Below are 13,020 nucleotides of genomic sequence, written 5' to 3'. Positions count from 1 at the left end.
CATGGATTTTTATCAAGGAGTGAACATGTCAAAGCCTTTGAAACTGCCCTTCGCCCTGATCCTTGCATCCCTGTTACTGGGTGGATGTACGCCCTCTCCCGACAACTTTCCACCGCCCTGGGCTTCCGCCGTGACAACGGGTGAAACCTCTTCAACCTGACACCCGCCAAAGCGCTATGGCCGCAGGACGGCCACCCGCAATTGCTCATCCAGTACCCGCTCATGCACGTCCAGGCTCTTGCTCGCCCACAGTGCATGGGCCGGGCTGATATCGCCCGTAAATGCCGCCGCCAACTGACGCAAGTCGGCGACGCTGCGCACCCGCGGGCAAAACGCTTGTTCGTCGCAATTCTGACTGGCGTTGCGATAGGTATGGAGCAAGCGATCCCACAGACCGTCGCGCACTTGTCGGATCGACTTGAGCTGCATTTGCTGCACGCCCAGTCGTTGTTTGAGTCCCGTTTCGTCCAGCGCTTCGCTCGCCAGCAGAGCCTTGCCGAAGATCAACACTTCAGCGCGGGAAGCTGTGTCAATGTTGGCTTGAGTGGTGAGTGCATCGGGCCAACCGCTGCGCTCCAGGTTGGCCAGCGCCAGCCCATTGCCCGTGTCGGAGGCCACCGTCAAACGACAACCACTGGCCCACAGCAAGATGATCGAGGCCATTCGTAGCCACTGCATACCTAATTCCCTTTAAGCGTGTGTCGGACGTCTGGAAACGCCCTACGGATTCTGGCGCGCACCATACAGAGGTTTACCGGGAATCGCCCGACAAACGCGTGGGAAATTTCTTCCGTCAGGGTTTGGCTGTGAAAACACCGCAAAAATGCGTAGGGCAAATGCCCGAACCCCGGAAAAACCCCTACGAATTCTGTCCATCGCGGCTGTCTTGTCCCGCTCGAGGGCACCCTTCTATAGTGGCCGGCGCGACTGAAAACACTGTGTCGGCCCGCCACAGCGACTTCGTAAAGGAGACACCCCGATCATGAACATGTTCAAACCGTCAAACACCCGATACCGCGCACTCACAACCAGCTATAGCGAAACGCCCGTGCTGATCATTGATACCGAAGCGAGCCACCGCGATCTCCTTGATGCCGCCGATCAGCGGCTGCGGGCGGCCAACAACCTGCTGGAAACTCTTTACTGCCTGTGTTTCAAACAGGCCGATGTCAAAGACATCCCCAACATCGTCAATGCGCTTTATCTGTTGACGCAGGACGGCTGCGACTTGCTGGAAGTTGCAAGACAACGAATAAATAATTAACGCCACCAGCCAAACTTACAAAGTTCGAAACAACCCTTCACTTCCATTACTGCGAAGTTCAGAACTAGCCTGTTTGCTCTTTCATCAACCCAGAGCAACAACATGACTACGCTAACTATTTTCTTTTGCGGTACAGGTTCGACAAAGTTTGATAACACCCACGAAAATTATTGGGATGGCGAACTGGTCTCCACACTTGCCTCCCATCACTCTGGTCGCGAGTTCGCCGAATGGATCGTGGTCGATGGCCCCGGCACCAGTAACCTGCAGGCCGATGACCTGTTCACCAAATCCAAGGACTATGGCCTCAGCGGAACCCTGTTCGGCAAGGGCTGGGAGGAAAACGTCCAGCACGCGATGAACATCATCAAAGGCAAATGCGACTGGCAGCGCGAGCAACTGACCGAAGCAGAATATAACCGCCTCAAAGCGGCAGGCATTCCCATTGAAGATGTAAAAGTCGAGGGCTCGTGGCTATGGCGCAAGTACAACTACGGCGACCGCAGCATCACGCAACAGAAGTTACAGGAGCAGATCATTAAAACTTTCCGCAAGGACGGTGTCATTCCAACAAAAGTCAATCTGGTGGGCTGGAGCCGTGGCGGCATAAGTTGCCACATGCTGGCCAATGCCATGTTCAACGACACTGCGCTGAAAAACATTCCAGTGAATATCTTCGCCATTGATCCCGTGCCCGGTATCGGTAACTTTCAGGAACACCGGGTGAAGCTCAACACCAACGTAAAAGAGTACGTGGGCTTCTATGCACGGGACGAACGATCCAAAGGCTTCAGCTGCGTCATCCCACAAACCGCGACCAGCACCAAGACCAGCATCTTCCCCATGTCCGGCCGTCACGCCACCCTGGTCGGCAACGCTTCCGCCGATGGCAACAGTGGTCCCAAAGTGCTGGCCGAACCGGGTCTCATCGTCCGCCACTTTGCAGAGGTCTGCCTGAAACGCTGGGGCACCGTCCTCGAGAAAAACCTCAACCTCTCCGACGCCGACCTTCGCAACCATGCCGCCGCCATCGTCAATGCGGCAGCGAAATACAAGGCCATGGAAAAGTGCTCCTACACCTGGTTCACCGAACTGGATCAAGGCGAACGCTACGTTTCGCTGGGCAGCAAAGGCGTTCCGTTCTCGACGGTAAAAGGCACGATCTACACCCCGGCGAGCGGGCTGACGACGAGTGTGCTGGATGTTGAGGCGTATCGGGCGATTCGTTGAAACCGTGATTGATCTGTAGGAACGGCCTGCCCGGATCTGCATCCCGTTCCTACAGGCAGCGGCGCCTTGTCTTCTATCGGTGCCTGTTAGCCCAAATCTATAGTTGTGAGTGTCGCTGCCCAATCAGCGATTCAGGTTTGGTCACCTGAAAAACAGAGATAACTGATACATGCCCTTGTATGCTGCCGAGCTCTTTCTGTCGGCATGCTTTATGGCGGGCTGTGTTTGGGACGCTTCGGCGTACCGGGTTATCTCTGCCGGTTTGACCAACTTGAACACAGTCCGCCTCCACCGCTTGGTCACGGTAGCAGCGGTTAATCGATGCCTACAGAGATAGAAAAAATGAAATCATGGAACGAGCTCCACTCCGATCGCTACCGCCCCGTCGACTCCAACCTCACCGACACCAAGCCCCTGGTCATCGACACCGATGCCAACCCGCAAGACATCCTCGAATGCGCCGTCCAGCGCCTGCGTGCCTCCAGCGACCTGCTGCAAACCCTCTACTGCCTCTGCTTCAAACACGCCGACGTCGAAGACATCCCGCACATCACCCACGTCCTCTACCTGCTGACCAAAGACGGCTGTGACCTGCTGCAAGTCGCCCAGCAGAAAATGCTCAGCTGGAAAGCCCCGGCCTAACGAACTCCTCAGGCAGGCGTGTTCATGGCTAGAACTGCCTGCCTCTATCTCAAACACTGACGCTGACATTTCCGACGCAAAACTTAAGGATCTGGATTTTGCAAACTATTATTGATTGCGTACGATGGGAGCCATTGTTCAACCAAGGGCTTGCTTTCATGACCACTGAAACCATTGATCACAGCACTCTCACGCGACTGTTTGAGAACGGTTCGATCAGTAGCGCACATATCGTCGCCAAGCCCGGTGGCTGGTCGATTCAAGTTCAGCAAGGAAGCAAAGAGTATTCACTGGCAGCACAGCGCAGTGGTCAGGTGCGGCTGTTCAAGCGGTTCGAAACACTGGTGACATACCTGCAAGGAGTGGGTATCAATCACTTCGATGTGGACGCCTCCAGTTATGATCCTCTTCAAATAAAAACCTATGCTCGCCCTGATCGCGCCGAAGCGATGAAGCAAGCTCATGAAGCCGCTGCGTATGAAGAATGGGTCAAGCAACAGGTACAAATCAGCATTGATGACCCAAGACCCAGCGTCAGCGATGAAGACGCTCGCAGGATATTTGCCGCCAAGCGTGATGCCCTGCGTCAGCGAGTACGTTGATGAGGTTAGTCTGGCGCCAAGAGGCGCTGGATGACCGAGACAACATCATGGAGCGTATCGGACAGGAAAATCCCGTTGCAGCGATTGAGCTCGATGAGGTTTTCGAACTGAAAGGAGAAAGCGCTCGCCAGCACCCAGCCATATACCGAAAAGGTATCGCGGAAGGCACCCGCGAAATCGTCGTCACCCCAAACTACGTCATCATCTACGCAATCAAAGTTGATGTTGTGGAAGTGCTGCGAGTGCTGCATACCAGACGGCAATGGCCATGATGGCTGGAGAAAAAATGCTTAGGAGTTCGAGGCTCCTTAAGTAGCATTATTCTGGCTGTTTAGCGCGGACTCTGCGGGAATAATGGCAGTTGATCTGACAACGAAGTCCAACCAATCACCCACAAAAAAGCCGCCCTCAAGAGGCGGCTTTTTCATTCACCAGAACTAAGCCTTACAACTTAGGCCCGGCACCCTTGATCGCGTCGCTCACGTCGAACTTCTTGAAGTTCTCGATGAACAGACCGGCCAGTGCTTTGGCAGCTTCGTCGTACGCAGCCTTGTCAGCCCAGGTGTTGCGTGGGTTGAGCAGGTTGGTTTCGACGCCCGGTACGGCCAGTGGCACGTCCAGGTTGATGGTGTCCAGGTGCTCGGTTTCAGCACCGATCAATGCACCGCTCTGGATCGCTGCGATCACGGCGCGGGTGGTCGGGATGTTGAAGCGTTTGCCGACGCCGTAGCCACCGCCGGTCCAGCCGGTGTTGACCAGGTAGACCTTGGAGCCGAAGCCCTTGATGCGCTTGATCAACAGCTCAGCGTATTCGCCAGCCGGACGCGGGAAGAACGGTGCGCCGAAGCAGGTGGAGAAGGTCGACTTGATGCCGCTGCCCGAACCCATTTCAGTCGAACCCACCAGTGCGGTGTAGCCGGACAGGAAGTGGTAGGCCGCCTGCTCGTTGTTCAGGATCGACACTGGCGGCAGGACGCCGGTCAGGTCGCAGGTCAGGAAGATTACAGCATTGGGCTCGCCGCCCAGGTTCTTCTCGGAACGCTTGGCAACGTGCTCCAGCGGGTAGGCTGCGCGGCTGTTCTGGGTCAGGCTGACATCGGCGTAGTCGGCGTGCTTGGCGTCGTCGATCACGACGTTTTCCAGCACAGCGCCGTGCTTGATGGCTTTCCAGATGACCGGCTCGTTCTTCTCGGACAAGTCGATGCACTTGGCGTAGCAGCCGCCTTCGATGTTGAACACAACACCTTCACCCCAGCCGTGTTCGTCGTCACCGATCAGGTAACGGCTTTCGTCGGCGGACAGGGTGGTCTTGCCGGTGCCCGACAGACCGAAGAACAGGGTCACGTCGCCCTCTTCGCCGATGTTGGCAGCGCAGTGCATTGGCAGCACGTCAGCGGCCGGCAGCAGGAAGTTCTGCACGGAGAACATGGCTTTCTTCATTTCACCGGCGTAACGCATGCCGGCGATCAGCACTTTCTTCTGGGCAAAGTTGATGATCACGCAACCGTCGGAATTGGTGCCGTCACGCTCAGGCACGCACTCGAAGTTGGCGACGTTCAGCACTTGCCACTCTTCGCGACCGGCCGGGTTGTACTGGGCCGGATTGATGAACAGGCAACGACCGAACAGGTTCTGCCAGGCAGTCTGAGTGGTCATCTTCACGGCCAAGTAGTGATCTTCGGCCGCACCTACATGCACGTGGGAAACGAAATGCTCTTGCGCGTTGTTGAATGCTTCAACACGAGCCCACAGCGCGTCGAACTTGTCGGACGGGAACTTGCGGTTGATCGGGCCCCAGGCAATGGCAGCCTGGGTGGAAGGCTCTTCAACGATGAAACGGTCGACTGGCGAACGGCCGGTGCGGTGACCGGTGCGAACAACCAGAGCGCCGGTATCGGCAAGCTCGCCTTCACCGCGTTTCAGGGCTTCTTTTACCAGATCATCAACACTCAGATCGGTGTACACGGCGTTATTGGCTTGCGTCATGAGGTTCCCCGTCGGCCAGTGGCCGAGTGTGCTCCAAACGTTTTGTAGTAGAAAGTCGTGCACTACTACCGCGAAAAAAGTGGGCCGGATTATGCCAGAAAAGCCCAAAAAGAGTAGGGCCCTCCCGTCGTAACGGCGTTATTCCGTCGTTGAGCAGTGAATTTACCTGCGCTGAACCGTTTTAGTGCCGGGTATCTGACGGCGTCTCGACGCCCGCGCCAGCGAACAATTGAGCGATATCCGCCGCATCGAACAGGTAGCGCTGGTTGCAGAACTGGCAATCGATCTCGACACTGCCACCCTGCTCGGCCACCAATTGCTGCGCATCTTCCAGACCCAGGCTGACCAGAGCATTGCCCGAACGCTCACGGGAGCAACTGCAGTGGAAGCGCAGTTTCTGCACATCGAACAGACGGACCTGCTCTTCATGGTAGAGACGATGCAGAACCGTTTCGTTGTCCAGGCTCAACAGTTCATCAGCGGTCAGGGTGTTGCCCAGCGCGGTGATGTGCTGCCAGCTGGCGGCGCGCTCTTCTTCATCTTTCAGGCGATCGGCAGGCAGTTGCTGCAGCAGCAGGCCACGGGCGCGACGACCATCGGCGCAGAGCTTGAAGCGGGTGCCGACCTGTTGGGACATGACGAAGTAGTTGGTGAAACAGTCGGAAAGGGTTTCGCCGTCAAGGTCGACGATACCCTGGTAACGCTGGCCTACCGTCGGGTCGATCGTCAGGGCCAGAACACCGTTGGGCATCAGGTCGGCGAGGGTCGCGTCGGGGGCGATCAGGTCAGCCTCGTAACGGGCTAGGCCACGGATTTCACGCTCGCTGGAGCATTCGATCATCAGCAGCGGGATCGGGCCTTCGGAGCGCGCCTGAAGAATCAGCAAGCCATCGAATTTCAGGGTGCCCACCAGCAACGACGCGGCAGCCATGAATTCGCCCAGCAATTGCGCAACCGGCTCCGGGTACGGGTGCTTGGCGAGCACTTCGGCGTAGCTGCGTTCCAGCGACACCAGTTCGCCGCGCGTGTCGCTGTCATCGAAGATGAAGCGTTGGGTGTAATCGGTATCGAGGAAATCGGTCATAGGTTTAGGTATCTGATTTTAATGACAAAATGGTTACAAAGAATGAAAATCCCGCGCTTCTGGCATCCATTTTGATGCCTGTGTTCAGCCACGGGAGGCATTTTATGAACAATCCGGGTTTGTTCCAATCAAGGTGGAACCTCGGCCGGCTGCTTCTGTGCAATACGGTGCCATTGGCACTACTGGCTTTCTGGTTATGGCCTACAGGCCAGATGCTGTGTGTGGTTTTCGACGAGTGGCTGTTCCGCTCACTCAATACTCCGCTGGCCAGCAACCCCATATGGCTCCACATCTGGGCAATTGCAAGTCTGCGCCCGTTCGATGTTGTCGTCGGACTGATTCTGCTGACGTTGCTGATCAAGGGCGACTGGGTCTTCAAGGCGATTGATGTACGTCGCGCCTTCTTCGGATTTTTCTCGATCCTGCTGCTGATGGTGGTCATCCGCGCGCTGTTTTCCAAATTCGCCGATCACATGGGCTGGCAGCACAACAGTCCCTCCATGGTGCTCGAAGGCGCCGTCCATATGAGCGATTACTTCCCGCATCTGGAGAAGGCCTTTGAGCTGAAGGATCGCTCAAGCCAGAGTTTCCCCGGTGACCACGCTTCGGTGCTGCTGATCTGGGCGCTGTTCATGGGGGTGTTCAGTCGTTCAGCCGGCCAGTTCCTGACGATCTGGGGCCTGGCGCTGCTGTTCATGCTGCCGCGTCTGGTAGCCGGCGCACACTGGGGCCAGGACGATTACATCGGTGGTCTGCTGCTGGCGGTGTGGGCGCTGGGTTGGGGTTACTACACGCCGTTCGCCTATCACGCGGCGAATTTCTGGCTGAAGGTCACGGCGCCGATTTTCGGGCTGCTGGGCAAGTTGCCGGTGATTTCGCGGATGACCATCGTGTCCGCACGATAATCGACGACCACTGAAAAAAATCGCAGCCTTTGACGGGTCTTGAGTCAGGACCGGCCAGCTGCGATTTTTTATTCGCCGCTACTGTTCCCACGAAATTTAAACAGATCCCGCCGCTGCTTCTTGCTGGGTTTGCCATCGGTGGTCACGCCCATCGCCCCGGCCTTGCGCATCGCCGCAGCCGCCTCGCGCTTGGCGATACTGGCCTCGGTCTCCGCATACAGTGTCTGAGCTTCCGGCGCGCCACGACGCACGATCGACAGGGCCTGGACCACTACAGTCTTTTCCTCGAAGCCGGTGCGAATCTCGAATTCGTCGCCAATGCGTGGCTCTTTGCCAGGCTTGCAGCGCTCTCCCCGACAATGCACTTTGCCGCTCTCGATCGCAGCCTTGGCCAAGGCCCGTGTTTTATAAAAACGCGCTGCCCACAACCATTTATCGAGACGGACCTTGTCGTCCTCTTCCTGTTTTTGCGCCATATGAATTCCTCGTTCAGCCAGTAGTCGGAACTGTACTACCGATTCTGTCGGGCGCAAGGATCCGGCCCTCCAGATAAACTGTGATCTTCGCCGGTTCAACGGCATGGAGTGATCGAGTGACCAAATTTCCGTCTTCATTGACCTCGCCCCGATCCGGGTGCCTGGGCTGCCAGCAAAGCGAGCCGCTGGGCTTCGATTTTTCCTTCGCTTATCAGCCCATCGTGGATCTGCGTGACGAGTCGGTTTACGCCTACGAGGCGCTGGTTCGTAGTCCGGCCGGTGAAGGCGCGTTAACCGTGCTGGACCAGGTTACAGAAGACAACCGCTACCGTTTCGACCAACTCTGCCGGACTCGCGCCATCGAAGGCGCGGCCGCGCTTAATATGCAGACACACTTGTCGATCAACTTCATGCCCAACGCCGTCTATCGTCCAGAGTTATGCATTCGCAGCACCCTGGAGGCTGCCAGGAAACACAATTTCCCGATCGACCGTCTGATTTTCGAAACCCTGGAAAGCGAGCACGTAGATAACTATCGCCATTTGACCAATATTCTGCGTGAATACCGCGAATTCGGCTTCAAGACGGCTATCGACGATTTCGGTGCCGGCTATTCGGGGCTCAATCTGCTGGCCGATTTCCAGCCTGACCTGATCAAACTCGACATGGCGCTGATCCGCGATATCGACCGTGACCGTATTCGTCAGGCTATCGTTCGGGGGATTGTCACAATCTGTGCGGAGTTGGACGTTACAGTCATCGCCGAAGGCATAGAAAGCGCTGGTGAACGGGATTTCCTGGCGGATTGTGGAATATTTCTGATGCAGGGATTCTGGTTCGCCAAGCCTGCATTCAAAGCGTTAGCTCAGGTTTCCCCTGCAGCGTGGGCGCGTTAATTGTTGGTTTTTTCCATTGAAGACATTTGACCATTTGACCGTTGTCGGTCTGCGCGAGTGGGTGGCGCTCCCGGATCTGGGAGTTGCGGGCCTTCGGGCGAAAATCGACACCGGCGCCAGCACCTCCAGCCTGCACGCCACCGACATCGAGCCGTTCGAACGGGACGGCGAGAAATGGGTGCGTTTCACTGCGCACCTGGGCACGGTGGTGCAGTTGCGCCACCGGCGTTGCGAAGCGCCGCTGGTCACCCGCAAGACCATCAAGAGTTCCAACGGCCAGGCCCAGGTGCGCTACGTGATCAGCACCACCCTGGCCCTCGGTGATCGGGTCTGGCCGGTCGAGTTCACCCTCGCCTGCCGCAAGTCCATGCGCTATCGCCTGTTGCTCGGTTCCAAAGCCCTGATCGACGGCCAGCTGGTGGTCAATCCGGGCATCAAGTATGTACAAGACAAGCCGGTGTTCCCGGTATCTACCTCCTCCACAGGTGTTGCATGAAGATCGCTGTGCTGTCGCGCAATCCGCGTCTGTATTCCACCCGTCGTCTGGTCGAAGCCGGCACCGAACGCGGGCATGAAATGGTGGTGATCGACACCTTGCGCGCCTACATGAACATCGCCAGCCACAAACCGCAGATCCACTATCGCGGCAAACCGCTGGAAGGTTTCGACGCGGTGATCCCGCGGATCGGCGCATCAGTGACGTTCTATGGCTGCGCGGTGTTGCGTCAGTTCGAAATGATGGGGGTGTTCCCGCTCAACGAATCGGTGGCCATCGCCCGCTCCCGGGACAAACTGCGTTCGCTGCAGCTGCTTTCCCGCCGTGGCATCGGCCTGCCAGTGACCGGGTTCGCCCACTCGCCGGACGACATTCCCGACCTGATCGACATGGTCAACGGCGCACCATTGGTGATCAAGGTGCTGGAAGGTACCCAGGGGATCGGCGTGGTGCTGTGTGAAACTGCAACGGCGGCGGAGTCGGTGATCGAGGCATTCATGGGCCTGAAGCAGAACATCATGGTGCAGGAATACATCAAGGAAGCGGGCGGCGCGGACATTCGCTGTTTCGTGGTCGGTGACAAGGTGATCGCGGCGATGAAGCGTCAGGCCAAGCCCGGGGAATTCCGCTCCAACCTGCACCGTGGCGGCAGCGCCAGCCTGATCAAGATCACCCCGGAAGAACGCATGACCGCGTTGCGCGCCGCCAAGGTCATGGGCTTGGCGGTGGCCGGTGTGGATATCCTGCGTTCGAATCACGGGCCGTTGGTGATGGAAGTGAACTCGTCGCCGGGCCTGGAAGGGATCGAGACCACCACCGGCAAGAACGTGGCGGGGATCATCATCGAACACCTTGAGAAGAATGGCGGGCCGAACATGACCCGCACCAAAGGCAAGGGCTAGACCTGAAGCGATGAGGCGGCCAAATGGCCGCCATCGCGAGCTGGCTCCCACAGGGGGATGCATTTCAACTGTGGGAGCGAGCTTGCTCGTGAAGAGGCCGTCAGACCCGGCAGGATATCCGCCGTTAAACGGCATCTCTTGGCAACATCAATCCCAGCGGCAACCGAACCCGTGCTTCCAGCCCGCCACCGGACCGGTTACGCAACTCGACATTGCCGCCATGCATCGAAGCTATCCGCTTGACGATCGCCAGCCCCAGCCCGGTGCCCTTCCCGCCCCGCGCGCGGTCGCCACGGGTGAACGGATTGAAGATCGCCTCGAGCTCCGACGGATCAATCCCCGCCCCACGGTCCATCACGCTCAGCACCACATACGGCGCGCTGGTGTCGCCGGACACATAGGCCGCGACGTCCACGCTACCGCCGGCATGGTTCAACGCGTTGCCGATCAGGTTGTTCAGCAGACGTTTCATCGACACCCGACGCAGCGGGAACGGCTGGATCGGCTCCAGACGCAAACGCACCTTTTCTTCACTCTGGTTGTACGGCGCCGCGACTTCGCGCACCAGATCGCTCAGATCCACCTCTTCCACCGACTCGTCTCGACCATCGCGAATGAACGCGAGGAACTGGTCGAGGATCGCGTCCATGTCTTCGATGTCGCGCACCATGTCGTCGGTCAGGTCGGTGCGATCGCCCATCAACTCCAGTGACAGTCGCAGACGGGTCAGCGGTGTTCGCAGGTCATGGGAAACGCCGGCGAGCATCAGTTCACGTTCACGACCGGCCTGTTCGACGTCTTCAGCCATCTGATTGAAGGCGCGATAAACCTCGGTCATTTCGCTGGGCGTATCGCTGATCGGCAGGCGCACGCTGCGGCCCTGACCGAGTTGCCGGGCGGCATAGACCAGACGTTTCAACGGTTGGTTGAGCTGGCTGACGAAAATCCATGCGGAAGCGGTCGAAAGCAGCCCGATGGCGAGGAACCATCCGAGCACGTTCCAGATTTTCTGGCCACGCAACGGATGAGGATACAACGGCACTTTCAGCCATCCGTCCCCCAGGCTCGGCGCGCGCACCCACAACGCCGGCGGCGAATGCATGCGCAGCCGGACTTCTGTATCGGCACCCAGCTCCGCCTGCATCTGCCGCTGGTAGATTTCGCTGTAAGGCCAGTGCTGTTCACCTTCCGGCACACCGGCACCGACCACCCGGATCAGGGTTGCGGCATCGGCGATCTTCGCGCGGTTCTCTTCATCGGCGGCCCAATAGGCGCGCAGCGTCAAGGCGACGCCGTGGCTGTATTGGCGATCCACCAGCACATCCTCGTTCATCAGCAGATAAACCAGGGTCAGTGCCTTGGAAAACAATACGACGATGAGCACCAGCCAGAGGGTGCGGGAGAAGAAACTTTGGGGGAACCAGACAGGGGTTTTCATGGATAACCGCTACGCACTTGCAGGAGCGAGCAATGCTCGCATATTGCGGATAGCGAGTCTGCGGAGGCGGCACTTTCGACCGTTTCCCGCAGACCCGCTCCTACAAATCACCCGTCACTTGGTGGAGTTGCCATCCGGCACGAATACATAACCCACGCCCCAGACAGTCTGGATGTAGCGCGGTTTGGACGGATCGGGTTCGATCATCCGGCGCAGACGGGAAATCTGCACGTCGATGGAACGCTCCAGGGCATCCCACTCCCGGCCACGAGCCAGGTTCATCAGCTTGTCGCGGGTCAGCGGCTGACGGGCGTTCATCACCAAGGCCTTGAGTACCGCAAACTCACCGGTGGTGAGCATGTGCACTTCGTCGCCGCGCTTGAGTTCGCGGGTGGCCAGGGACAGCACGTAGTCGCCGAACGTGACATTTTCTTCTTCACTGCCCGGCGCGCCCGGCACCGGTGCGGCCTGACGGCGCAGTACGGCTTTGACCCGGGCCATCAGCTCGTCCGGGTTGAACGGCTTGGCCAGGTAGTCGTCGGCGCCCAGCTCCAGACCCTTGATACGGCTCAACTCGTCGCCCTTGGCGGTGAGCATGATGATCGGGATCTGATTGTTCGCGCCACGCAGGCGACGGCAAGCAGTCAGGCCGTCTTCACCTGGCAGCATCAGGTCGAGAACGACCAGGTTGAACACTTCGCGCGACAGCAGACGATCCATCTGCTCGGTGTTCGGTACGGCGCGGGCACGGTAGCCCTTGCTGACGAAGAAGCGTTCCAGCAGGCTGCTCAGCCCCGGATCGTCGTCAACAATAAGAATTTTTTCGCCTTCAGCAGTTTGTGCAGTGCTGCTCATTGGATGCTCCTTTTAGCTCGGCGCGCATTATGGCGTAGCTGCCGTTATACGCACCGTGTGCATTGTTAGCAGATTTTTCCTTCACTGCCAGAAAACCGGGGCTTGAGCCTACAGACTGCGTCGCCCCCGAATGACAGAACGCCGGTTATAATGCGCGGCCTTTTGTGCCAGGCAACGTCTGAATCGTTACCGCAGGTGGCCGTCCTTTATTTTCCGGGTCGCCGCAGTAATTGTTCGATTTCAC

At 58.0% G+C, this 13,020-nt stretch carries 15 protein-coding genes; 9 read left to right on the top strand and 6 right to left on the bottom strand.

Annotated features, from left to right (window positions below):
- Window positions 1–174: 174 nt before the first annotated feature.
- Window positions 175–678, bottom strand: a complete 504-nt coding sequence (locus NE357_RS01340; RefSeq protein WP_169428407.1) for a polysaccharide deacetylase — start codon at window positions 676–678, stop codon at window positions 175–177.
- 304 nt (window positions 679–982) lie between these two features.
- Between NE357_RS01340 and NE357_RS01335 the strand changes: the two genes are divergently transcribed.
- From NE357_RS01335 to NE357_RS01315, 5 genes are all read left to right on the top strand, one after another.
- A complete protein-coding gene (locus NE357_RS01335; RefSeq protein ID WP_169428406.1) occupies window positions 983–1,264 on the top strand; it encodes a hypothetical protein in 282 nt (93 codons plus the stop codon).
- Window positions 1,265–1,366: 102 nt separating this feature from the next.
- A complete protein-coding gene (locus NE357_RS01330; protein WP_169428405.1) occupies window positions 1,367–2,494 on the top strand; it encodes a hypothetical protein in 1,128 nt (375 codons plus the stop codon).
- 342 nt (window positions 2,495–2,836) lie between these two features.
- Entirely contained in the window at window positions 2,837–3,136 is a 300-nt protein-coding gene (locus tag NE357_RS01325; RefSeq protein WP_169428404.1) for a hypothetical protein, read from the top strand.
- A 158-nt stretch (window positions 3,137–3,294) separates the two neighbouring features.
- Window positions 3,295–3,738, top strand: coding sequence for a hypothetical protein (locus tag NE357_RS01320; protein ID WP_134825142.1), 444 nt, complete (start codon window positions 3,295–3,297; stop codon window positions 3,736–3,738).
- A 47-nt stretch (window positions 3,739–3,785) separates the two neighbouring features.
- On the top strand, window positions 3,786–4,010 hold the full coding sequence (locus NE357_RS01315; protein WP_243433403.1) for a type II toxin-antitoxin system RelE/ParE family toxin: 225 nt from the start codon (window positions 3,786–3,788) through the stop codon (window positions 4,008–4,010).
- Between the two features lie 172 nt (window positions 4,011–4,182).
- Here NE357_RS01315 and NE357_RS01310 read toward each other — a convergent pair whose 3' ends face one another.
- Together NE357_RS01310 and hslO are read right to left on the bottom strand one after the other, a co-directional pair.
- A complete protein-coding gene (locus NE357_RS01310; RefSeq protein WP_169428402.1) occupies window positions 4,183–5,724 on the bottom strand; it encodes a phosphoenolpyruvate carboxykinase in 1,542 nt (513 codons plus the stop codon).
- 181 nt (window positions 5,725–5,905) lie between these two features.
- The gene (gene hslO, locus NE357_RS01305) at window positions 5,906–6,808 is read right to left on the bottom strand and encodes an Hsp33 family molecular chaperone HslO (protein WP_085712714.1); all 903 of its coding nucleotides are present in this window, start codon (window positions 6,806–6,808) and stop codon (window positions 5,906–5,908) included.
- A gap of 104 nt (window positions 6,809–6,912) precedes the next feature.
- On the opposite strand from hslO, the gene NE357_RS01300 reads away from it, so the two are divergent.
- A complete protein-coding gene (locus NE357_RS01300) occupies window positions 6,913–7,713 on the top strand; it encodes a phosphatase PAP2 family protein (protein ID WP_169428401.1) in 801 nt (266 codons plus the stop codon).
- A 68-nt stretch (window positions 7,714–7,781) separates the two neighbouring features.
- Here the strand turns inward: NE357_RS01300 and NE357_RS01295 are convergent, their stop codons facing one another.
- Entirely contained in the window at window positions 7,782–8,189 is a 408-nt protein-coding gene (locus NE357_RS01295; RefSeq protein WP_169428400.1) for an RNA-binding S4 domain-containing protein, read from the bottom strand.
- Between the two features lie 116 nt (window positions 8,190–8,305).
- Between NE357_RS01295 and rimA the strand changes: the two genes are divergently transcribed.
- Genes rimA through rimK form a run of 3 tightly spaced genes read left to right on the top strand, consistent with a single transcriptional unit; the run spans window position 8,306 to window position 10,483 of the window.
- Complete coding sequence (rimA, locus tag NE357_RS01290) at window positions 8,306–9,085, top strand: S6 modification regulatory phosphodiesterase RimA (RefSeq protein WP_169428399.1); 780 nt, start codon at window positions 8,306–8,308, stop codon at window positions 9,083–9,085.
- 16 nt (window positions 9,086–9,101) lie between these two features.
- On the top strand, window positions 9,102–9,581 hold the full coding sequence (gene rimB, locus NE357_RS01285; protein ID WP_065257793.1) for a retropepsin-like aspartic endopeptidase RimB: 480 nt from the start codon (window positions 9,102–9,104) through the stop codon (window positions 9,579–9,581).
- Window positions 9,578–10,483, top strand: a complete 906-nt coding sequence (gene rimK / locus NE357_RS01280; RefSeq protein ID WP_007949201.1) for a 30S ribosomal protein S6--L-glutamate ligase — start codon at window positions 9,578–9,580, stop codon at window positions 10,481–10,483. The genes rimB and rimK overlap by 4 nt, the downstream gene beginning before the upstream one ends.
- A 124-nt stretch (window positions 10,484–10,607) precedes the next feature.
- Here the strand turns inward: rimK and NE357_RS01275 are convergent, their stop codons facing one another.
- Both NE357_RS01275 and ompR read right to left on the bottom strand, forming a co-directional pair.
- A complete protein-coding gene (locus tag NE357_RS01275) occupies window positions 10,608–11,921 on the bottom strand; it encodes an ATP-binding protein (protein WP_085712711.1) in 1,314 nt (437 codons plus the stop codon).
- 114 nt (window positions 11,922–12,035) lie between these two features.
- On the bottom strand, window positions 12,036–12,776 hold the full coding sequence (ompR, locus tag NE357_RS01270; RefSeq protein WP_007952694.1) for an osmolarity response regulator transcription factor OmpR: 741 nt from the start codon (window positions 12,774–12,776) through the stop codon (window positions 12,036–12,038).
- Between the last annotated feature and the right edge of the window lie 244 nt (window positions 12,777–13,020).

Source organism: Pseudomonas sp. G7(2022), assembly GCF_052660475.1.
This window is presented reverse-complemented; position numbering and strand designations above follow the sequence as displayed.

What these genes read in the sequence shown, in the direction of transcription:
- NE357_RS01315 (WP_243433403.1), top strand. Translation starts at nt 3,786, where the DNA reads ATGGAGCGTATCGGACAGGAAAATCCCGTTGCAGCGATTGAGCTCGAT.
- NE357_RS01310 (WP_169428402.1), bottom strand. Translation starts at nt 5,724, where the DNA reads ATGACGCAAGCCAATAACGCCGTGTACACCGATCTGAGTGTTGATGAT.
- NE357_RS01300 (WP_169428401.1), top strand. Translation starts at nt 6,913, where the DNA reads ATGAACAATCCGGGTTTGTTCCAATCAAGGTGGAACCTCGGCCGGCTG.
- NE357_RS01325 (WP_169428404.1), top strand. Translation starts at nt 2,837, where the DNA reads ATGAAATCATGGAACGAGCTCCACTCCGATCGCTACCGCCCCGTCGAC.
- ompR (WP_007952694.1), bottom strand. Translation starts at nt 12,776, where the DNA reads ATGAGCAGCACTGCACAAACTGCTGAAGGCGAAAAAATTCTTATTGTT.
- NE357_RS01320 (WP_134825142.1), top strand. Translation starts at nt 3,295, where the DNA reads ATGACCACTGAAACCATTGATCACAGCACTCTCACGCGACTGTTTGAG.
- rimK (WP_007949201.1), top strand. Translation starts at nt 9,578, where the DNA reads ATGAAGATCGCTGTGCTGTCGCGCAATCCGCGTCTGTATTCCACCCGT.
- NE357_RS01340 (WP_169428407.1), bottom strand. Translation starts at nt 678, where the DNA reads ATGCAGTGGCTACGAATGGCCTCGATCATCTTGCTGTGGGCCAGTGGT.
- NE357_RS01275 (WP_085712711.1), bottom strand. Translation starts at nt 11,921, where the DNA reads ATGAAAACCCCTGTCTGGTTCCCCCAAAGTTTCTTCTCCCGCACCCTC.
- NE357_RS01330 (WP_169428405.1), top strand. Translation starts at nt 1,367, where the DNA reads ATGACTACGCTAACTATTTTCTTTTGCGGTACAGGTTCGACAAAGTTT.
- hslO (WP_085712714.1), bottom strand. Translation starts at nt 6,808, where the DNA reads ATGACCGATTTCCTCGATACCGATTACACCCAACGCTTCATCTTCGAT.
- NE357_RS01295 (WP_169428400.1), bottom strand. Translation starts at nt 8,189, where the DNA reads ATGGCGCAAAAACAGGAAGAGGACGACAAGGTCCGTCTCGATAAATGG.
- NE357_RS01335 (WP_169428406.1), top strand. Translation starts at nt 983, where the DNA reads ATGAACATGTTCAAACCGTCAAACACCCGATACCGCGCACTCACAACC.